33 protein-coding genes are annotated in these 18,364 nt (G+C 67.3%); 32 read left to right on the top strand and 1 reads right to left on the bottom strand.

Features of this window, described 5'->3' with window-relative positions:
• Nucleotides 1–81: 81 nt before the first annotated feature.
• The 24 genes from rpsJ (at nucleotide 82) to map (ending at nucleotide 12,897) form a co-directional block, all read left to right on the top strand.
• A complete protein-coding gene (gene rpsJ, locus F1734_RS19110) occupies nucleotides 82–387 on the top strand; it encodes a 30S ribosomal protein S10 (RefSeq protein WP_003938093.1) in 306 nt (101 codons plus the stop codon).
• Between the two features lie 45 nt (nucleotides 388–432).
• Nucleotides 433–1,086, top strand: a complete 654-nt coding sequence (gene rplC, locus F1734_RS19105; RefSeq protein ID WP_003938092.1) for a 50S ribosomal protein L3 — start codon at nucleotides 433–435, stop codon at nucleotides 1,084–1,086.
• Nucleotides 1,083–1,766 carry a 50S ribosomal protein L4 gene (gene rplD / locus F1734_RS19100; RefSeq protein WP_003938091.1) on the top strand — a complete coding sequence of 228 codons (684 nt, stop codon included), beginning with the start codon at nucleotides 1,083–1,085 and terminating at the stop codon, nucleotides 1,764–1,766. The genes rplC and rplD overlap by 4 nt, the downstream gene beginning before the upstream one ends.
• The gene (rplW, locus tag F1734_RS19095) at nucleotides 1,763–2,068 is read left to right on the top strand and encodes a 50S ribosomal protein L23 (protein ID WP_003938090.1); all 306 of its coding nucleotides are present in this window, start codon (nucleotides 1,763–1,765) and stop codon (nucleotides 2,066–2,068) included. Before rplD ends, rplW begins: the two co-directional genes overlap by 4 nt.
• A gap of 37 nt (nucleotides 2,069–2,105) precedes the next feature.
• Complete coding sequence (rplB, locus tag F1734_RS19090; protein WP_003938089.1) at nucleotides 2,106–2,939, top strand: 50S ribosomal protein L2; 834 nt, start codon at nucleotides 2,106–2,108, stop codon at nucleotides 2,937–2,939.
• Between the two features lie 19 nt (nucleotides 2,940–2,958).
• Nucleotides 2,959–3,240, top strand: a complete 282-nt coding sequence (rpsS, locus tag F1734_RS19085) for a 30S ribosomal protein S19 (protein WP_003938088.1) — start codon at nucleotides 2,959–2,961, stop codon at nucleotides 3,238–3,240.
• On the top strand, nucleotides 3,237–3,635 hold the full coding sequence (rplV, locus tag F1734_RS19080; protein ID WP_026137933.1) for a 50S ribosomal protein L22: 399 nt from the start codon (nucleotides 3,237–3,239) through the stop codon (nucleotides 3,633–3,635). The genes rpsS and rplV overlap by 4 nt, the downstream gene beginning before the upstream one ends.
• Entirely contained in the window at nucleotides 3,635–4,432 is a 798-nt protein-coding gene (rpsC, locus tag F1734_RS19075; protein ID WP_003938086.1) for a 30S ribosomal protein S3, read from the top strand. Before rplV ends, rpsC begins: the two co-directional genes overlap by 1 nt.
• A 3-nt stretch (nucleotides 4,433–4,435) precedes the next feature.
• Nucleotides 4,436–4,852 carry a 50S ribosomal protein L16 gene (rplP, locus tag F1734_RS19070; RefSeq protein WP_006947154.1) on the top strand — a complete coding sequence of 139 codons (417 nt, stop codon included), beginning with the start codon at nucleotides 4,436–4,438 and terminating at the stop codon, nucleotides 4,850–4,852.
• Nucleotides 4,852–5,088, top strand: coding sequence for a 50S ribosomal protein L29 (rpmC, locus tag F1734_RS19065; RefSeq protein WP_003938084.1), 237 nt, complete (start codon nucleotides 4,852–4,854; stop codon nucleotides 5,086–5,088). Before rplP ends, rpmC begins: the two co-directional genes overlap by 1 nt.
• Nucleotides 5,085–5,369, top strand: a complete 285-nt coding sequence (gene rpsQ / locus F1734_RS19060; protein WP_026137932.1) for a 30S ribosomal protein S17 — start codon at nucleotides 5,085–5,087, stop codon at nucleotides 5,367–5,369. The genes rpmC and rpsQ overlap by 4 nt, the downstream gene beginning before the upstream one ends.
• 297 nt (nucleotides 5,370–5,666) lie before the next feature.
• Nucleotides 5,667–6,035 (top strand): 50S ribosomal protein L14, encoded by a 369-nt coding sequence (gene rplN, locus F1734_RS19055; protein WP_003938082.1) that lies wholly within the window; start codon nucleotides 5,667–5,669, stop codon nucleotides 6,033–6,035.
• On the top strand, nucleotides 6,035–6,352 hold the full coding sequence (gene rplX, locus F1734_RS19050; RefSeq protein WP_010595602.1) for a 50S ribosomal protein L24: 318 nt from the start codon (nucleotides 6,035–6,037) through the stop codon (nucleotides 6,350–6,352). Before rplN ends, rplX begins: the two co-directional genes overlap by 1 nt.
• Nucleotide 6,353: 1 nt before the next feature.
• The gene (rplE, locus tag F1734_RS19045) at nucleotides 6,354–6,920 is read left to right on the top strand and encodes a 50S ribosomal protein L5 (protein WP_003938080.1); all 567 of its coding nucleotides are present in this window, start codon (nucleotides 6,354–6,356) and stop codon (nucleotides 6,918–6,920) included.
• A 4-nt stretch (nucleotides 6,921–6,924) separates the two neighbouring features.
• Complete coding sequence (locus F1734_RS19040; RefSeq protein ID WP_003938079.1) at nucleotides 6,925–7,110, top strand: type Z 30S ribosomal protein S14; 186 nt, start codon at nucleotides 6,925–6,927, stop codon at nucleotides 7,108–7,110.
• Nucleotides 7,111–7,293: 183 nt separating this feature from the next.
• A complete protein-coding gene (gene rpsH / locus F1734_RS19035) occupies nucleotides 7,294–7,692 on the top strand; it encodes a 30S ribosomal protein S8 (protein ID WP_003938078.1) in 399 nt (132 codons plus the stop codon).
• A 14-nt stretch (nucleotides 7,693–7,706) separates the two neighbouring features.
• The gene (rplF, locus tag F1734_RS19030) at nucleotides 7,707–8,246 is read left to right on the top strand and encodes a 50S ribosomal protein L6 (RefSeq protein WP_010595601.1); all 540 of its coding nucleotides are present in this window, start codon (nucleotides 7,707–7,709) and stop codon (nucleotides 8,244–8,246) included.
• A 2-nt stretch (nucleotides 8,247–8,248) separates the two neighbouring features.
• A complete protein-coding gene (gene rplR, locus F1734_RS19025; protein ID WP_010595600.1) occupies nucleotides 8,249–8,656 on the top strand; it encodes a 50S ribosomal protein L18 in 408 nt (135 codons plus the stop codon).
• Nucleotides 8,657–8,687: 31 nt separating this feature from the next.
• Nucleotides 8,688–9,338 (top strand): 30S ribosomal protein S5, encoded by a 651-nt coding sequence (gene rpsE, locus F1734_RS19020; protein WP_003938075.1) that lies wholly within the window; start codon nucleotides 8,688–8,690, stop codon nucleotides 9,336–9,338.
• On the top strand, nucleotides 9,338–9,538 hold the full coding sequence (rpmD, locus tag F1734_RS19015; RefSeq protein ID WP_006947165.1) for a 50S ribosomal protein L30: 201 nt from the start codon (nucleotides 9,338–9,340) through the stop codon (nucleotides 9,536–9,538). Before rpsE ends, rpmD begins: the two co-directional genes overlap by 1 nt.
• Entirely contained in the window at nucleotides 9,535–9,978 is a 444-nt protein-coding gene (rplO, locus tag F1734_RS19010; RefSeq protein ID WP_003938073.1) for a 50S ribosomal protein L15, read from the top strand. The genes rpmD and rplO overlap by 4 nt, the downstream gene beginning before the upstream one ends.
• Before the next feature lie 247 nt (nucleotides 9,979–10,225).
• On the top strand, nucleotides 10,226–11,539 hold the full coding sequence (gene secY / locus F1734_RS19005; protein ID WP_010595599.1) for a preprotein translocase subunit SecY: 1,314 nt from the start codon (nucleotides 10,226–10,228) through the stop codon (nucleotides 11,537–11,539).
• Complete coding sequence (locus F1734_RS19000) at nucleotides 11,536–12,081, top strand: adenylate kinase (protein WP_010595598.1); 546 nt, start codon at nucleotides 11,536–11,538, stop codon at nucleotides 12,079–12,081. Before secY ends, F1734_RS19000 begins: the two co-directional genes overlap by 4 nt.
• Nucleotides 12,082–12,099: 18 nt before the next feature.
• Nucleotides 12,100–12,897 (top strand): type I methionyl aminopeptidase, encoded by a 798-nt coding sequence (map, locus tag F1734_RS18995; RefSeq protein WP_010595597.1) that lies wholly within the window; start codon nucleotides 12,100–12,102, stop codon nucleotides 12,895–12,897.
• 82 nt (nucleotides 12,898–12,979) lie between these two features.
• Here map and dtd read toward each other — a convergent pair whose 3' ends face one another.
• Nucleotides 12,980–13,417 (bottom strand): D-aminoacyl-tRNA deacylase, encoded by a 438-nt coding sequence (gene dtd, locus F1734_RS18990; protein WP_010595596.1) that lies wholly within the window; start codon nucleotides 13,415–13,417, stop codon nucleotides 12,980–12,982.
• A gap of 171 nt (nucleotides 13,418–13,588) precedes the next feature.
• Between dtd and infA the strand changes: the two genes are divergently transcribed.
• From infA to truA, 8 genes are all read left to right on the top strand, one after another.
• Nucleotides 13,589–13,810: a translation initiation factor IF-1 gene (infA, locus tag F1734_RS18985; protein WP_003886926.1), complete on the top strand. Its 222-nt coding sequence runs from the start codon at nucleotides 13,589–13,591 to the stop codon at nucleotides 13,808–13,810.
• Nucleotides 13,811–13,901: 91 nt separating this feature from the next.
• Complete coding sequence (rpmJ, locus tag F1734_RS18980; protein ID WP_003938068.1) at nucleotides 13,902–14,015, top strand: 50S ribosomal protein L36; 114 nt, start codon at nucleotides 13,902–13,904, stop codon at nucleotides 14,013–14,015.
• Nucleotides 14,016–14,259: 244 nt separating this feature from the next.
• Nucleotides 14,260–14,628, top strand: coding sequence for a 30S ribosomal protein S13 (rpsM, locus tag F1734_RS18975; protein WP_003938067.1), 369 nt, complete (start codon nucleotides 14,260–14,262; stop codon nucleotides 14,626–14,628).
• Complete coding sequence (gene rpsK / locus F1734_RS18970) at nucleotides 14,628–15,041, top strand: 30S ribosomal protein S11 (protein WP_003938066.1); 414 nt, start codon at nucleotides 14,628–14,630, stop codon at nucleotides 15,039–15,041. Before rpsM ends, rpsK begins: the two co-directional genes overlap by 1 nt.
• Nucleotides 15,042–15,062: 21 nt before the next feature.
• A complete protein-coding gene (gene rpsD / locus F1734_RS18965; RefSeq protein ID WP_003938065.1) occupies nucleotides 15,063–15,668 on the top strand; it encodes a 30S ribosomal protein S4 in 606 nt (201 codons plus the stop codon).
• 102 nt (nucleotides 15,669–15,770) lie between these two features.
• Nucleotides 15,771–16,832: a DNA-directed RNA polymerase subunit alpha gene (locus F1734_RS18960; protein ID WP_006947180.1), complete on the top strand. Its 1,062-nt coding sequence runs from the start codon at nucleotides 15,771–15,773 to the stop codon at nucleotides 16,830–16,832.
• Nucleotides 16,833–16,863: 31 nt separating this feature from the next.
• Nucleotides 16,864–17,436, top strand: coding sequence for a 50S ribosomal protein L17 (gene rplQ / locus F1734_RS18955; protein WP_003938063.1), 573 nt, complete (start codon nucleotides 16,864–16,866; stop codon nucleotides 17,434–17,436).
• Nucleotides 17,437–17,441: 5 nt separating this feature from the next.
• Nucleotides 17,442–18,356, top strand: a complete 915-nt coding sequence (gene truA, locus F1734_RS18950) for a tRNA pseudouridine(38-40) synthase TruA (RefSeq protein ID WP_010595595.1) — start codon at nucleotides 17,442–17,444, stop codon at nucleotides 18,354–18,356.
• Nucleotides 18,357–18,364 lie beyond the last annotated feature (8 nt).

The raw sequence follows: 18,364 nt of genomic DNA, 5'->3' as shown, positions 1-18,364 counted from the left end.
GTTCGGGCGGAACTGTGCAGACGAGGTGGTTCCCGATTCGCTCGGGTGCTACGAAACGCGGCAAGAAAAGGACACATAAGCGTGGCGGGACAAAAGATCCGCATCAGGCTCAAGGCCTATGACCATGAGGCGATCGACGCATCTGCGCGCAAGATCGTCGAGACGGTGACCCGTACGGGCGCTCGCGTGGTCGGCCCGGTGCCGTTGCCCACCGAAAAGAACGTGTACTGCGTCATCCGCTCGCCGCACAAGTACAAGGACTCGCGCGAGCACTTCGAGATGCGGACTCACAAGCGGCTGATCGACATCCTCGACCCGACGCCCAAGACCGTCGACGCGCTCATGCGCATCGACCTCCCGGCGAGCGTCGACGTCAACATTCAGTGACTTTCGAGACCAGCGAGCTTGTAGAAGACGCAGCGGAGACAACACATGACTAACCAGATCAAGGGAATCCTGGGCACCAAGCTCGGCATGACCCAGGTCTTCGACGAGAACAACCGGGTCGTTCCGGTCACCGTCGTCAAGGCCGGACCGAACGTGGTCACCCAGATCCGTACCGAGGAGCGCGACGGCTACAGCGCCGTGCAGCTCGCCTACGGTGCGATCGACCCGCGCAAGGTCACCAAGCCGGTCGCCGGCCAGTTCGCGAAGGCGGGCGTCACTCCTCGGCGCCACATCGTCGAGCTGCGTGTCGACGACACCGACGGCATCGAGATCGGCCAGGAGCTCACCGCCGAGGTCTTCGAGGACGGCGCATTCGTCGACGTCACCGGCACCTCCAAGGGCAAGGGCTTCGCCGGCACCATGAAGCGTCACGGCTTCGCCGGTCAGGGCGCCTCGCACGGTGCGCAGGCTGTGCACCGTCGTCCGGGCTCCATCGGTGGCTGCGCCACGCCGGGCCGCGTGTTCAAGGGAACCCGCATGTCCGGGCGTATGGGTAGCGACCGCGTCACGACGCAGAACCTCTCGGTCCACAAGGTGGACGCCGAGAACGGCCTGCTGCTGATCAAGGGTGCGATCCCGGGCCGCAAGGGCGGCGTCGTGATCGTCAAGACCGCAGTGAAGGGTGGTGCACGGGCATGACCAGCACCGAGACCGCAACCAAGCTGACGCTCGACGTCAAGGCCCCCGGCGGCCAGACCAACGGCACCGTCGATCTCCCCGCCGAGATCTTCGACGCCCCCGCGAACATCGCGCTGCTCCACCAGGTGGTCGTCGCGCAGCTCGCCGCGGCTCGCCAGGGCACGCACGCCACCAAGACCCGCGGCGAGGTCCGCGGCGGTGGCAGGAAGCCGTACCGCCAGAAGGGCACCGGCCGCGCCCGCCAGGGCTCGACCCGCGCGCCGCAGTTCGCCGGCGGTGGCACCGTCCACGGCCCGCAGCCGCGCGACTACAGCCAGCGCACGCCCAAGAAGATGAAGGCTGCCGCCCTCCGCGGCGCCCTCTCCGACCGGGCTCGCAACGAGCGCATCCACGTGATCACCGAGCTCGTCGCCGGGCAGGCGCCGTCCACCAAGGGCGCGCGTACCTTCCTCGCGGAGCTGACCGATCGCAAGAACCTGCTCCTCGTCGTCGGCCGTGAGGATCTCGCGGCGTGGAAGAGCGTGCAGAACCTGCAGAACGTGCACGCGATCGCTCCGGACCAGCTGAACACCTACGACGTGCTCTACAGCGACGACGTCGTGTTCAGCGTCGAGGCGCTCAACGCGTTCATCCACGGGCCGGCCGAGTCCGCCCAGGCAGAGAAGGAGGAGAGCAAGTGAGCACGATCGCGGATCCGCGCGACATCCTGCTGGCTCCGGTCATCTCCGAGAAGTCCTACGGGCTGATGGAGGAGGGCACCTACACCTTCCTGGTGCACCCGGACTCGAACAAGACGCAGATCAAGATTGCCGTCGAGAAGGTCTTCGGCGTCAAGGTGACCAGCGTCAACACCGCCAACCGTCAGGGCAAGCGCAAGCGGACCCGGTTCGGTTACGGCAAGCGCAAGGACACCAAGCGCGCGCTCGTGACCCTGTCGGCCGACAGCAAGCCCATCGAGATCTTCGGAGGGCCGGTCGCCTAGGCGGCCGGGACTCGAGAGATAGAGGACGAGAAGACTCATGGCAATTCGTAAGTACAAGCCGACAACCCCGGGTCGGCGCGGCGCGAGTGTCTCGGACTTCGCCGAGATCACCCGCTCGACGCCCGAGAAGTCGCTGGTTCGCCCGCTGCACGGCCGCGGTGGCCGCAACGCGCACGGCCGCATCACCACCCGGCACAAGGGTGGCGGACACAAGCGTGCCTACCGCCTGATCGACTTCCGCCGCAACGACAAGGACGGCATCCCGGCCAAGGTCGCTCACATCGAGTACGACCCCAACCGCACCGCCCGCATCGCCCTGCTGCACTACGTGGACGGCGAGAAGCGCTACATCATCGCCCCCAAGGGCCTGGTGCAGGGTGCTCCGGTCGAGTCCGGCCCGCAGGCCGACATCAAGCCCGGCAACAACCTGCCGCTGCGCAACATCCCGACCGGTACCACCATCCACGCGGTGGAACTGCGTCCGGGCGGCGGCGCCAAGATGGCCCGCTCCGCCGGCGCCAGCATCCAGCTGCTCGGTAAGGAAGGCACCTACGCCACCCTGCGTATGCCCTCCGGCGAGATCCGTCGCGTCGACGTGCGCTGCCGCGCCACCGTCGGCGAGGTCGGCAACGCCGAGCAGTCGAACATCAACTGGGGCAAGGCCGGCCGCATGCGCTGGAAGGGCAAGCGCCCGACCGTCCGTGGTGTGGTCATGAACCCGGTCGACCACCCGCACGGCGGTGGTGAGGGCAAGACCTCCGGTGGTCGCCACCCGGTCAGCCCGTGGGGCAAGCCCGAGGGCCGCACCCGCAAGAACAAGGCGTCCGACAAGCTCATCGTCCGTCGTCGCCGTACCGGCAAGAAGCGCTAGTCAAGGAGGGAGTTAGAGAATGCCACGCAGCCTCAAGAAGGGCCCGTTCGTCGACGACCACCTCCTGGCGAAGGTCGATACGCAGAACGAAAAGGGCACCAAGCAGGTCATCAAGACCTGGTCGCGCCGTTCCACCATTCTGCCCGACTTCATCGGTCACACATTCGCCGTCCACGACGGTCGCAAGCACGTGCCGGTGTTCGTCTCGGAGTCGATGGTCGGCCACAAGCTCGGCGAGTTCGCGCCGACCCGTACGTTCAAGGGCCACATCAAGGACGACCGGAAGAGCAAGCGTCGATGAGCACTGAAACCACAAACAAGAGCGCTCGGGCTGTTGCGCGCCACGTGCGTGTGACCCCGATGAAGGCGCGTCGCGTCGTCGACATCGTCCGGGGCAAGACCGTGGACGAGGCTCTGTCGATCCTGAAGTTCGCGCCGCAGTCCGCGGCCGAGCCGGTCGCCAAGGTGATCGCGAGCGCCGCCGCGAACGCGCAGAACAACCTGGACCTCGACCCGAGCACGCTCGTCGTCGCCACGGCGTACGTCGACGAGGGCGCGACCCTCAAGCGGTTCCAGCCGCGTGCCCAGGGCCGTGCATTCCGCATCCGCAAGCGGACGAGCCACATCACCGTGATCGTCGAGAGCAAGGCGCCTGCGTCTGCTGGAAACCGTAACCGCCGGAAGGGAGCTCAGTAGTGGGCCAGAAGATCAACCCGCACGGCTTCCGTCTGGGCATCACCACCGACTGGAAGTCGCGCTGGTACGCCGACAAGCAGTACGCGGAGTACGTGAAGGAAGACGTCGCGATCCGCAAGTTCCTGGCCACCGGCCTCGAACGCGCCGGCATCGCCAAGGTCGAGATCGAGCGCACCCGTGACCGTGTGCGTGTGGACATCCACACCGCGCGTCCGGGCATCGTCATCGGCCGCCGCGGCGCCGAGGCCGATCGCATCCGCGCCGAGCTCGAGAAGCTGACCGGCAAGCAGGTTCAGCTGAACATCCTCGAGGTCAAGAACGCCGAGTCCGAGGCCCAGCTGGTGGCGCAGGGCGTCGCCGAGCAGCTCTCGAACCGTGTCGCGTTCCGTCGCGCGATGCGCAAGGCCATCCAGTCGGCCATGCGTCAGCCCAACGTCAAGGGCATCCGGGTGCAGTGCTCGGGCCGCCTCGGCGGCGCCGAGATGTCCCGCTCGGAGTTCTACCGCGAAGGCCGCGTCCCGCTGCACACGCTGCGTGCGGACATCGACTACGGCCTGTACGAGGCGAAGACCACCTTCGGCCGCATCGGCGTGAAGGTCTGGATCTACAAGGGCGACATCGTCGGTGGCCGTCGTGAGCTGGCCGCTGCCGCCGCCGCCCCGGCCGACCGCCCCCGTCGCGAGCGTCCGAGCCGTCCCCGTCGTTCCGGTGCCTCGGGCACCACCGCGACGAGCACCGACGCCGGCCGCGCCGCCTCCGCCGATGCACCCGCTCCGACCGAGAATCAGGAGGGCTGACGCATGTTGATCCCACGGCGGGTCAAGCACCGCAAGCAGCACCACCCGAGCCGCTCGGGTGCCGCCAAGGGTGGGACCCAGGTGACCTTCGGTGACTACGGCATCCAGGCTCTCGAGCCGGCCTACATCACCAACCGGCAGATCGAGTCCGCTCGTATCGCCATGACCCGGCACATCAAGCGTGGCGGCAAGATCTGGATCAACATCTTCCCGGATCGCCCCCTCACCAAGAAGCCCGCCGAGACCCGCATGGGTTCCGGTAAGGGTTCGCCCGAGTGGTGGGTCGCGAACGTCAAGCCCGGACGGGTGATGTTCGAGATGAGCTACCCGAACGAGGAGATTGCCCGCGAAGCCCTCCGGCGCGCGATGCACAAGCTCCCGTGCAAGTGCAGGATCGTGACGAGGGAGGAGCAGTTCTGATGGCTACCGGAACCCCCGCCACAGAGCTCCGCGAGCTGACCGAGGAAGAGCTGGTCACCAAGCTCCGCGAGGCGAAGGAAGAGCTGTTCAACCTTCGTTTCCAGATGGCCACCGGCCAGCTGGACAACAACCGCCGGCTGCGCGTCGTGCGCAACGAGATCGCCCGCATCTACACGGTGCTGCGTGAGCGCGAGCTCGGCCTGGCCTCCGGCCCGGATGCGGGTGACGCGGCATGAGTGAGGAAAAGGCAGTGACCCAGAAGGAAGAGCGCGCCAGCCGCAAGGTCCGCATCGGCTACGTCGTCTCCGACAAGATGGAGAAGACGATCGTGGTCGAGCTCGAGGACCGGGTGAAGCACCCGCTGTACGGCAAGATCATCCGCCGTACCACCAAGGTGAAGGCGCACGACGAGAACGGCGTGGCCGGCATCGGCGACCGCGTGCAGCTGATGGAGACCCGTCCGCTGTCCGCGACCAAGCGGTGGCGTCTGGTCGAGGTGCTCGAGAAGGCCAAGTAGGTCCTCCTCGCATCGTCGACGACGATCGAGTACGGCACCCACACCGTTCGCCTCGTGCGCCGGTGCGGGTGCCGTCGGTCGTTCCGGGACGATCCCGGGAACGACACGCCCGGGTCCGGGGTAGGGAGCGACCTCACGGTTCGCGGATTTGCCCTGCATGAGGTATATCGCCTACCCTGGACGGGTTGCCTCACGGGACCCGTGTGTCTTGCGCGCGTGCGCCGTGGGCGACCGACGACCGCGTGCGTCCAGGTCGGAAATCTGACGCACACACCAATCCAGGTCAAGGAGAAGTAAGTGATCCAGCAGGAGTCGCGACTGCGCGTCGCCGACAACACGGGTGCCAAGGAGATCCTCTGCATCCGCGTTCTCGGTGGCTCGTCCCGTCGCTACGCCGGTATCGGTGACATCATCGTCGCCACCGTGAAGGACGCGATCCCCGGTGGCAACGTCAAGCGCGGTGACGTCGTCAAGGCCGTGATCGTGCGCACCGCCAAGGAGCGCCGCCGGCCGGACGGCTCGTACATCAAGTTCGACGAGAACGCCGCCGTCATCATCAAGGGTGACAACGACCCGCGCGGCACCCGCATCTTCGGCCCCGTCGGCCGCGAGCTGCGCGACAAGCGGTTCATGAAGATCGTCTCGCTCGCTCCGGAGGTGCTGTGATGAAGGTGCACAAGGGCGACACCGTGCTCGTCATCTCGGGCAAGGACAAGGGTGCCAAGGGCAAGGTCATCGCGGCCTACCCGAAGGAGAACCGGGTCCTCGTCGAGGGCGTGAACCGGATCAAGAAGCACACGGCGGTCTCGGCCAACGAGCGCGGCGCCTCCTCCGGGGGCATCGTGACGCAGGAGGCCCCGATCCACGTTTCCAACGTCGCTGTCATCGACTCGGACGGCAACCCCACCCGCGTGGGCTACCGGTCCGACGAGGAAACCGGCAAGCGCGTTCGGATTTCCCGGAAGAACGGGAAGGACATCTGACATGACCACCACCGAGAACAAGACCACACCGCGTCTGAAGACCCGGTACCGCGAGGAGATCCGCGACGCGCTGAACGCGGAGTTCGACTACGCGAACGTCATGCAGATCCCCGGCGTCGTGAAGGTCGTCGTCAACATGGGTGTCGGTGACGCCGCCCGCGACGCGAAGCTGATCAACGGCGCCGTCGCCGACCTCGCTCTGATCACCGGTCAGAAGCCGGAGATCCGCAAGGCCCGCAAGTCGATCGCCCAGTTCAAGCTGCGTGAGGGCATGCCGATCGGCGCGCGCGTCACGCTGCGCGGCGACCGCATGTGGGAGTTCCTGGACCGCCTGGTCTCCATCGCGCTGCCCCGTATCCGGGACTTCCGCGGCCTCAACGGCAACCAGTTCGACGGCAACGGCAACTACACGTTCGGCCTGAACGAGCAGTCGATGTTCCACGAGATCGACGTGGACAAGATCGACCGTCCGCGCGGCATGGACATCACCGTCGTCACGACCGCCACCAACAACGAAGAAGGCCGTGCCCTGCTCAAGCACCTCGGCTTCCCGTTCAAGGAGAACTGAGCCCATGGCTAAGAAGGCACTGGTCAACAAGGCCAACAAGAAGCCGAAGTTCGCGGTGCGCGCCTACACCCGCTGCCAGCGCTGCGGGCGCCCCCACTCGGTCTTCCGCAAGTTCGGACTCTGCCGCATCTGCCTGCGTGACATGGCACACCGCGGTCAGCTTCCGGGAGTTCACAAGAGCTCCTGGTGACGTGAACGGTGGGCGACCCACGGTCGTCCACCGTCACTCCTGTCAGGGGCCGGTCGCAACCGCGTCCGGTCCGCATGAAACCAAGTTCGTCGTAGGCCCACGGCCGGTCCGCGCCGGCGACACGTTCGTCGCCGCTGCCGGTGTTGCATGGGAACCGCAACGAGAAAGGTGAACAGGTCAGCCATGACCATGACCGACCCCATCGCAGACTTCTTGACGCGTCTGCGTAACGCCAACACGGCGTACCACGACGAGGTGAAGCTTCCCCACTCGAAGATCAAGGCGAACATCGCCGAGATCCTCAAGCGTGAGGGCTACATCGCCGACTTCCGCACCGAGGATGCCGAGGTGGGCAAGACCCTCGTCGTCAACCTCAAGTACGGCCCGTCCCGTGAGCGCAGCCTCGCCGGTGTGCGCCGCGTGTCGAAGCCCGGCCTGCGCGTGTACGCGAAATCCACCAACCTGCCCAAGGTCCTGGGCGGCCTCGGCGTGGCGATCATCTCCACGTCCTCCGGCCTGCTCACCGATCGCCAGGCGGCCAAGCAGGGAGTGGGCGGGGAAGTCCTCGCCTACGTCTGGTAAGGGAGGCCACCACAATGTCGCGTATTGGAAAGCTTCCGGTCACCGTCCCCTCGGGCGTCGAGGTGACCATCGACGGCCAGGACGTCGCAGTGAAGGGCCCCAAGGGCAACCTCTCGCTGACCATCGCCGAGCCGATCACCATCGCCAAGGGTGAGGACGGCGCGCTCAACGTGAGCCGTCCGAACGACGAGCGCCGCAGCCGCGCGCTGCACGGTCTGTCGCGCACCCTCGTGCAGAACCTCATCGTGGGTGTCACCGAGGGGTACACCACGAAGATGGAGATCCACGGCGTCGGCTACCGCGTCGCGCTCAAGGGCAAGGACCTCGAGTTCTCGCTCGGCTACAGCCACCCGGTCCCGATCGAGGCCCCCGAGGGCATCACGTTCGCGGTCGAGTCGCCGACGAAGTTCTCGATCTCGGGCATCGACAAGCAGAAGGTCGGCCAGATCGCGGCCAACATTCGCCGGCTGCGCAAGTCCGACCCGTACAAGGGCAAGGGCATCCGCTACGAGGGCGAGCAGGTGCGCCGCAAGGTCGGAAAGACGGGTAAGTGATCATGAGCCAGACCGAGAACCAGAAGGCCAAGCGGATTCCGCTCGGCAAGGACGCGTCCACCCGGCGTCGGCTGTCGAAGCAGCGTCGGCACTTCCGTCTGCGCAAGAAGGTCGCCGGCACCGCCGAGCGTCCCCGTCTCGTCGTGAACCGGTCCTCGCGCCACATTCACGCCCAGCTGGTCGACGACCTGACGGGCACCACGCTGGCGGCGGCCTCGACCGTCGAGCCGGACGTGCGTGCGCTCGAGGGCGACAAGAAGGCGCGCGGCGCCAAGGTCGGCCAGCTGCTCGCCGAGCGCGCCAAGGCCGCCGGCGTGGAGGCTGTGGTCTTCGACCGTGGCGGCCACACCTACAGCGGCCGGATCGCGGCCCTCGCAGACGCGGCTCGCGAAAGCGGGTTGAAGTTCTGATGACCATCTCTTCGAACGGAAGGAACGCCTGATGCCGGGACGTCAGCGGCGTGACGGCGGCAACGGCCCCGCCGGACAGAATGGCCCCAACACCGGGGACCAGCGTGGTGGTCGCGACCGCCGCGATCGCGACTCGCGCGGCGGCGGTGCCGCCGAGAAGTCGAACTACATCGAGCGTGTCGTCTCGATCAACCGTGTGTCGAAGGTCGTCAAGGGCGGCCGTCGCTTCAGCTTCACCGCACTGGTGATCGTGGGCGACGGCAACGGCCTGGTCGGCGTCGGCTACGGCAAGGCCAAGGAAGTTCCCGCGGCCATCCAGAAGGGTGTCGAGGAGGCTCGCAAGGGCTTCTTCCGCGTCCCGCTCATCGGCTCCACGATCACGCACCCGGTGCAGGGTGAGGCCGCGGCCGGCGTCGTCATGCTGCGCCCCGCCTCGCCGGGTACCGGTGTGATCGCCGGTGGTGCGGTGCGTGCCGTGCTCGAATGCGCGGGCATCCACGACATCCTGTCGAAGTCGCTCGGCAGCGACAACGCCATCAACGTCGTGCACGCCACCGTGGCCGCCCTCAAGCAGCTGCAGCGCCCCGAGGAAGTCGCGGCTCGCCGCGGTCTGGCCCTCGAGGACGTCGCACCTGCGGGCATGCTGCGCGCCCGGGCACAGGCCGCTGGGAGCGTGAAGTAATGGCAGAGCTGAAGATCACTCAGGTCAAGAGCACCATCGGCGCCAAGTCGAACCAGCGCGACAGCCTGCGCACCCTCGGTCTGCGGAAGATCCGCCAGTCCGTGGTCCGCGAGGACAACGCGCAGAACCGCGGCTTGATCAACGTGGTGCGTCACCTCGTCGTTGTCGAGGAAGTCACTGCTGAGGAGGCCTCCAAGTGACAATCAAGCTGCATCACCTCCGCCCGGCTCCGGGCGCGAAGACGGACAAGACCCGCGTCGGTCGCGGTGAGGGTTCGAAGGGCAAGACCGCCGGTCGCGGTACGAAGGGCACCAAGGCGCGCAAGAACGTCTCGGCGGCCTTCGAGGGTGGCCAGATGCCGCTGCACATGCGGCTGCCGAAGCTCAAGGGCTTCAAGAACGCCTTCCGCACCGAGTACCAGGTCGTCAACGTCGGCGACATCGCCCGTCTCTTCCCCGAGGGGGGGCAGGTCGGCGTCGACGAGCTCGTCGCCAAGGGCGCGGTTCGCAAGAACCAGCTCGTGAAGGTCCTCGGCGAGGGCGAGCTCACGGTGGCCGTGCAGGTGACCGCGAACAAGTTCTCCGGCTCCGCCAAGGAGAAGATCACCGCTGCCGGCGGCACCGCGACCGAACTGGCCTGACCGGTTCGCTCGTGCGTGACGCACAGCACACGAACGGCCGCACTGCAGCACGTGCTGCAGTGCGGCCGTTCGGCGTTCCCGCCCTGCCGGACACCGCGCAGTGGCATCCGGCTGCCGCGTGGACGGCCGGCCCCGACCCGGCGCCACGGCACCGGTTCCGGGCGCGCTGCTAGAGTTCAAGAGTTGTCGACCGTCGGACCCCGCGCGTCGATCCACAGTCTCCCGTTTCGCCCTGCCAGGAGGATCTTTGCTTTCCGCCTTCGTCTCGGCCCTCAGGACCCCGGACCTGAGGCGGAAGATCCTCGTCGCGCTCGGGTTGGTGGCCCTGTACCGCCTCGGCGCGACGCTGCCGTCTCCGGGCGTCGACTACGGCAACGTGCGTGCCTGCATCGATCAGCTCAGCGGCGGGGACTCCGCCGGGATCTACTCGCTGATCAACCTGTTCTCCGGTGGCGCCCTGCTGCAGCTGTCGGTGTTCGCGATCGGCATCATGCCGTTCATCACCGCGAGCATCATCGTCCAGCTGCTGACGGTGGTCATTCCGCGCTTCGAGGAGTTGCGCAAGGAAGGCCAGTCGGGGCAGGCCAAGATGACGCAGTACACGCGGTACCTCGCGGTGGCGCTCGCCGTGCTGCAGTCCACCGGCATCGTCGCCCTCGCGGCCCGCGGTCAGCTGTTGCAGGGCTGTTCCGAACCGATCCTGGCCGACGACAGCATCTTCGGCATGGTCGTGATCGTGCTGGTCATGACGGCCGGCGCGGCCCTCGTCATGTGGTTCGGTGAGCTCATCACCGAGCGCGGCGTCGGCAACGGCATGTCGATCCTGATCTTCGCCGGCATCGCCTCGCGGCTGCCGTCCGAGGGTCGCACCATTCTCGAGTCCCGCGGCGGGCTGGTCTTCACGATCGTGCTCGTCGTCGCGCTGGTCGTCATCACCGGCGTGGTGTTCGTCGAGCAGGGCCAGCGCCGGATCCCGGTGCAGTACGCCAAGCGGATGGTGGGCCGGCGCATGTACGGCGGGTCCTCGACGTACCTGCCGTTGAAGGTGAACCAGGCCGGCATCATCCCGGTGATCTTCGCGTCGTCGCTGCTGTACCTGCCGAACCTCATCGCGCAGCTGACCGGGGCCACCTCGGCCACCGACCCGAGCTGGTGGCAGCGGATCATCAACGAGTACCTGGTGAATCCGAACAACCCGGTCTACATCGCGATCTACTTCGGGCTGATCGTCTTCTTCGTCTTCTTCTACGTCGCCATCACCTTCAATCCGGAGGAACGGGCCGACGAGATGAAGAAGTACGGCGGCTTCATCCCGGGTATCCGACCGGGACGCCCCACCGCCGAGTACCTCAGCTACGTCCTCAACCGCATCACGGTGCCAGGTTCGCTGTACCTGGGTCTCATCGCGACGCTGCCCAACTTCTTCCTCTCCGGCAGCCAGACCGCCACCAGCATCTTCGGTGGCGCCGCGGTGCTCATTCTCGTCAGTGTCGCGCTGGACACTGTCAAGCAGATCGAAAGTCAACTCATGCAGCGCAACTACGAAGGGTTCCTCAAGTGAGACTTGTACTCCTCGGTCCGCCCGGTGCCGGCAAGGGCACGCAGGCCGCCATCCTGTCGGAGAAGCTCGGCGTCCCCGCGATCTCCACCGGGGATCTGTTCCGGGCCAACATCGGGCAGGGCACCCCGCTCGGTGTCGAAGCCAAGAAGTACATCGACGCCGGCGAGCTCGTACCCGCCGAGATCACCAACAACATGGTGCGCGCCCGTCTCGCCGAGCCCGACGCCGCCGACGGCTTCCTGCTCGACGGTTTCCCCCGCAGCGTGGAACAGGCCCGCGAACTCGAGTCCATCCTGAAGGACCTGGACACGAAGCTCGACGGCGTCCTCTCCTTCGACATCGACGAGGACGTCGTGGTCGAGCGGATGCTCGCCCGCGGCCGTGCCGACGACACCGAGGACGTCATCCGCAACCGGCTCCGGGTGTACCGCGAGGAGACGGCGCCGCTGCTCGACTACTACGCCGATGTGCTCGTCACGGTCGATGCCGTCGGCGAGGTCGACGAGATCAACGCCCGCGCCCTCGCGGCTCTCGGCAAGTAAGGACGCAGGAGCAAGACAATGGGTTTCGGGCGCAAGCGCAAGGTGGTTCCGTTCCGCACCGCCGGTGAACTGGATGCGATGGCGGCGGCGGGCGCTGTCGTCGGCGCCGCACTCGTGGCGGTGCGCAAGGCGGCGAAGCCGGGCGTGAGCACCCTGGAACTGGACCAGGTGGCGGAGGCGGTCATCCGTGACGCGGGGGCCGTCCCCTCCTTCCTGGGCTATCACGGGTTCACCGGCTCGATCTGCTCGTCGGTGAACGACCGCGTGGTGCACGGAATCCCCTCGGCGACGGAGATCCTCGCCGAGGGCGATCTCGTGTCGATCGACTGCGGCGCGATCCTCGACGGCTGGCACGGCGACTCGGCGTGGACCTTCGGCGTCGGGGAACTCGCCGCCGCCGACGTCGATCTCAGCGATGCGACACGGCTGTCGATGGAGGCGGGCATCGCGGCGATGCTGCCGGACAACCGGCTCACCGACGTCTCGCACGCCATCGAGACCGGCACCCGCGAGGCGGAGCGGGTGCACGGCCGGCACTACGGCATCGTCGACGGATACGGCGGGCACGCCATCGGCCGCGAAATGCACATGGACCCGTTCCTGCCGAACGAGGGCGAGCCCGGGAAGGGCCCCCGCCTCGTGGTGGGATCGGTGCTCGCCATCGAACCGATGCTGACGCTCGGCACCTACGAGACCGAGGTGCTCGACGACAAGTGGACCGTCGTCACGACCGACGGCAGCCGCGCCGCGCACTGGGAGCACACCGTCGCGGTGACCGAGGACGGCCCGCGCATCCTCACCCCGCGCCCGGAGTAGCGCGGCGGTGGCGGCGAGCGAATGCACCGCTCGCTGCCCGAGGAGCCGAACGGGATCGTCGCCCGGGCCAGCCGACTCCGGTTCACACCTCGACCAGGAGGGTGACCGGACCGTCGTTCACGAGGCTCACCTCCATGTGCTCCCCGAAGACTCCGGTCTGCACGTCGGCGCCCAGCTCCCGCAGAGCCGCCGCGAACTCGTCCACCAGCGGTTCGGCGACGGCGCGGGGCGCGGCCGCCGACCACGACGGCCGCCGGCTCTTGCGCGTGTCGGCCATGAGCGTGAACTGGCTGACCACGAGGATCGGGGCCGCCAGATCGGACGCCGACTTCTCGTCCTCGAGGATCCGCATCGTCCACACCTTCCGGGCCAGCGTCGCGGCCTTGGCCGCGTCGTCGTCGTGGGTCACCCCGACGAGCACGAGCAGCCCGTGGCCGCCGACCGGGGGTGAGATCCGGGCGACCTCGCGGCCGTCGACCGCGACCGCGGCACCCGTCACCCGCTGAACCAACGCCCGCACGGTTGTCCTCCTGTATGTCGGCATTTGGCCCTGGTGGGAAAGTTCCCGTAACATAGATCGATGGTGCGCCCTGCGCGCCGGTCTGCGGGTGTCCGCAGTCCGGTCACGCCGAGCGTCACGGTAACGGACACCGATGCAACCACACGCCGAACAACACGGATCGCGGAGGATATGGCCAAGAAAGACGGAGCCATCGAGGTCGAGGGTCGCGTGATCGAGCCGCTGCCCAATGCGATGTTTCGCATTGAGCTCGAGAACGGTCACAAGGTCCTGGCTCACATCAGCGGCAAGATGCGTCAGCACTACATTCGCATCCTGCCCGAGGACCGGGTTGTCGTAGAGCTCTCGCCCTACGACCTGTCGCGTGGGCGCATCGTCTACCGCTACAAGTAAGAGCTTCCCCGGCCGCACGGTCGGGGAGAACCATGTCTGCAGCATGCCTCGTGCTCTGCCGCAGGCGTACACACAGGAGATCAGACGCACCGTGAAGGTTCAGCCGAGCGTCAAGAAGATCTGCGAGAAGTGCAAGGTGATCCGGCGTAACGGCCGGGTCATGGTGATCTGCGAGAACCTGCGCCACAAGCAGCGCCAGGGCTAGACCACCCGCTCTTCGAAGGATCGGCTTGGCAACAAGCTAGAGAAGACCTTCCAGTACCAGTCGTTCGGTCACGATTCCCGATTCGTCGGGGAGCCGCGCGATACACCCCCGGTTCGGAGGCCGGGGCCCCACTGTGTTTCGGACTACCGGCGTTCCGGCTTCGGCCGGGCCGCGGGACCACACAGTTTCACGACGCAGGGGACGGGCTGGGAGCAGACCTCCGCACACCGAATAGGAATGCCACATGGCACGTCTCGCAGGTGTCGATCTTCCCCGCGAAAAGCGGATGGAGATCGCACTGACCTACATCTACGGCATCGGCCGTACCCGCTCGAAGGAGATCCTCGAGGCCACCGGCGTGAGCCCGGATCTGCGCAGCAAGGACCTCTCCGACGAGGATCTCGCCAAGCTGCGCGAGTTCATCGAGGAGACCTACAAGGTCGAGGGTGACCTCCGCCGCGAGGTCCAGGCGGACATCCGTCGCAAGATCGAGATCGGCTGCTACCAGGGCCTGCGACACCGTCGTGGTCTGCCCGTGCGTGGACAGCGCACCAAGACCAACGCCCGCACCCGTAAGGGTCCGAAGCGCACCGTCGCAGGAAAGAAGAAGTAATGCCTCCCAAGTCACGCAGCACCGGTCCCAAGAAGACCCAGAAGGCGCGCCGCAGGGACAAGAAGAACGTCCCGCACGGTGCCGCTCACATCAAGAGCACCTTCAACAACACGATCGTGTCCATCACGGACCCGAACGGCAACGTCATCTCCTGGGCGTCCTCCGGCCACGTCGGCTTCAAGGGTTCGCGCAAGTCGACCCCGTTCGCCGCGCAGCTCGCCGCCGAGAACGCTGCCCGCAAGGCGCAGGAGCACGGTGTCAAGAAGGTCGACGTCTTCGTGAAGGGCCCGGGCTCGGGCCGCGAGACGGCGATCCGTTCCCTCCAGGCCGCGGGCCTCGAGGTCGGCACCATCTCCGACGTCACCCCCCAGCCGCACAACGGCTGCCGTCCGCCCAAGCGGCGTCGCGTCTAACGGGAAAGGAAGGTTTGAATCATGGCTCGCTATACCGGTCCCGTTACCCGTAAGTCGCGTCGTCTGCGTGTCGACCTCGTCGGAGGCGACCAGGCGTTCGAGCGTCGCCCCTACCCGCCCGGCCAGCACGGCCGCGCGCGGATCAAGGAGAGCGAATACCTGCTCCAGCTGCAGGAGAAGCAGAAGGCCCGCTTCTCCTACGGCGTGATGGAGAAGCAGTTCCGTCGCTACTACGAGGAGGCCGCCGGCCGGCCCGGCAAGACCGGCGAGGTCCTGCTGACCATCCTCGAGTCGCGTCTGGACAACGTCGTCTACCGTGCCGGTCTCGCCCGGACCCGCCGTCAGGCCCGCCAGCTGGTGAGCCACGGTCACTTCCTGGTGAACGGCAAGAAGGTCGACATCCCCAGCTACCGCGTCTCGCAGTACGACATCATCGACGTCCGCGAGAAGTCGCTGGGCACGCTGCCCTTCCAGGTGGCCCGTGAGACCCAGGGCGATCGTCCGATCCCGGGTTGGCTGCAGGTCGTCGGCCCGCGTCTGCGGGTGCTGGTCCACCAGCTCCCCGAGCGCGCGCAGATCGACATCCCGCTGCAGGAACAGCTGATCGTCGAGTACTACTCGAAGTAAGGCGCTTCGCGCCGTGGTGTCCTTCCGGTCCTCCCGAGGTCCGGGGGGACACCACATCCCGACCAGGGCGTCATATGGCGGACGCCCACAAGGAGGCACTCCATGCTCATCTCGCAGCGACCCACCCTCAGCGAAGAGGTCATCGCCGACGACCGCTCGAAGTTCGTCATCGAACCCCTCGAGCCGGGCTTCGGGTACACCCTCGGCAACTCGCTTCGTCGCACCCTGCTGTCCTCGATTCCGGGCGCGGCCGTCACCAGCATTCGCATCGACGGCGTGCTCCACGAGTTCACCACGGTTCCCGGGGTCAAGGAGGATGTCACCGACATCATCCTGAACCTCAAGGGCCTCGTGGTCAGCTCGGAAGAGGACGAGCCGGTCACCATGTACGTCCGCAAGCAGGGCCCCGGCACCGTGACCGCGGGCGACATCGTGCCCCCGGCCGGTGTCACCGTCCACAACCCGGACCTGCACATCGCCACCCTGAACGACAAGGGCAAGCTGGAGATCGAGCTCGTCGTCGAGCGCGGCCGCGGCTACGTCCCTGCCGTCCAGAACAAGGCGTCCGGCGCCGAGATCGGCCGTATTCCGGTCGACTCGATCTACTCGCCGGTGCTCAAGGTGACCTACAAGGTGGAGGCGACCCGCGTCGAGCAGCGCACCGACTTCGATCGGTTGATTCTCGACGTGGAGACCAAGAACTCGATCACCGCGCGGGACGCGCTCGCTTCGGCGGGCAAGACCCTGGTGGAGCTCTTCGGTCTGGCTCGTGAGCTGAACGTCGAAGCAGAAGGCATCGAGATCGGTCCCTCGCCCGCCGAGGCCGACCACATCGCCTCCTTCGGACTCCCCATCGAGGATCTCGACCTCACGGTCCGGTCCTACAACTGCCTCAAGCGCGAGGGTGTGCACACCGTCGGTGAGCTCGTGGCACGCACGGAGTCCGACCTGCTCGACATCCGCAACTTCGGTCAGAAGTCCATCGACGAGGTGAAGGTCAAGCTGCACTCGCTCGGCCTCTCCCTCAAGGACAGCCCCGCGTCCTTCGACCCGAGCACCGTCGCCGGCTACGACGCCGCGACCGGTACCTGGAGCGACACGGACGCCGGTTCCTTCGGCGACGCCGAGGGGAACGAGGACTACGCCGAGACCGAGCAGCTGTAGCAGCTCACGGTCCGTTACTAGGAGATTCATCATGCCCAAGCCCAAGAAGGGTGCCCGCTTCGGCGGGTCGGCCTCGCACCAGAAGGCGCTGCTGGCCAACCTGGCCACCGCGCTCTTCGAGCACGGCCGCATCACCACCACCGAGGCCAAGGCCAAGGCCCTGCGGCCCTACGCCGAGAAGCTCGTCACGCACGCGAAGGCCGGCACGCTGGCCAACCGTCGTGAGGTGCTGAAGGTCATCCGCAACAAGGACGTCGTCCACACGCTGTTCGCGGAGATCGGCCCGTTCTACGAGGACCGCAACGGCGGCTACACGCGCATCGTCAAGACGATGCCGCGCAAGGGTGACAACGCTCCCATGGCGATCATCGAGCTCGTCAAGGAGAAGACCGTCACCTCCGAGGCCGACCGCGCCCGTCGCGTCGCCGCCTCGCAGAGCGCGCCGGCCACCGAGGCCCCGGCCGAGGAGAACGTCGTCGAGGCCGTCGAGGCCGACGCCTCCGACGCGCAGGTCGAGAACGCGGACGCCGTCGTCGACGCGATCGAGGACGAGACCGCCACCGCGGCCGACGCCAAGGACGCCGACGAGGCCAAGAAGGACTAGTCCACTTGGTTTCGGCATCCGCTGAAGCGAACGAGCCCGTCGCCCCCCACCGGGGCGGCGGGCCCGTTGCTTTCGAGAACCCGTCCGCCGCCGGTGAGGACAGCACCCGGCTGCGGCTCGACATCGCCTACGACGGCACCGACTTCTCCGGCTGGGCACGGCAGCCCGGACGACGGACGGTGTGCGGGGAGATCGAAGAGAAGCTCGGGGCGGTCGTACGCACTCCGGTCCAGCTCACGGTCGCCGGGCGGACCGACGCCGGGGTGCACGCGTCCGGTCAGGTCGCGCACGTCGACGTCCCCACCGCTACCCTTCCGGACGACCTCGCCCGCCTGGTGCGACGGCTCGCGCGGTTCCTGCCGCGCGACGTCCGCGTCACCGGCATCTCCGTCGCCCCGCCCCACTTCGACGCCCGTTTCTCGGCGGTCCGCCGGCACTACGAGTACCGGCTCACCACCGCCGTCTACGGCGCCGAGCCGCTGCGGGCCCGCGACACCGTCGCCTGGCCCAAACCGGTGGACGTCGACGCCATGCGTGCCGCCTCGCGGTCGCTGCTGGGCCTGCACGACTTCGCCGCCTTCTGCAAGCGGCGCGACGGTGCGACGACGGTCCGCGAACTGCAACGCTTCGACTGGACGCGCACAGGGGACATCCTCACCGCGCACGTGAGCGCGGACGCGTTCTGCTGGTCGATGGTGCGCAGCCTCGTCGGGGCGGTCCTCGCGGTAGGGGAGGGGCGGCGCAGTGTCGAGTGGACGACCGCGCTGCTCGACGAACGGCAGCGCGCCGCGGCCGTGGCCGTGGCTCCGGCGCACGGACTCAGCCTCGTCGGCGTCGACTATCCCCCCGACGACGAACTCGCGGCACGCAACGCGGCCACCCGCGAGGTACGTGGGCCCGTCGGTCCCGGCTGCTGCTGACCCGCGGC

Origin of the sequence: Rhodococcus ruber, from assembly GCF_016804345.1 — a bacterium.
Classification (GTDB): Bacteria; Actinomycetota; Actinomycetes; order Mycobacteriales; family Mycobacteriaceae; genus Rhodococcus; species Rhodococcus ruber.
Note: the sequence above shows the minus strand (reverse complement) of the source record. Positions and strands in the feature narration are given on the sequence as shown.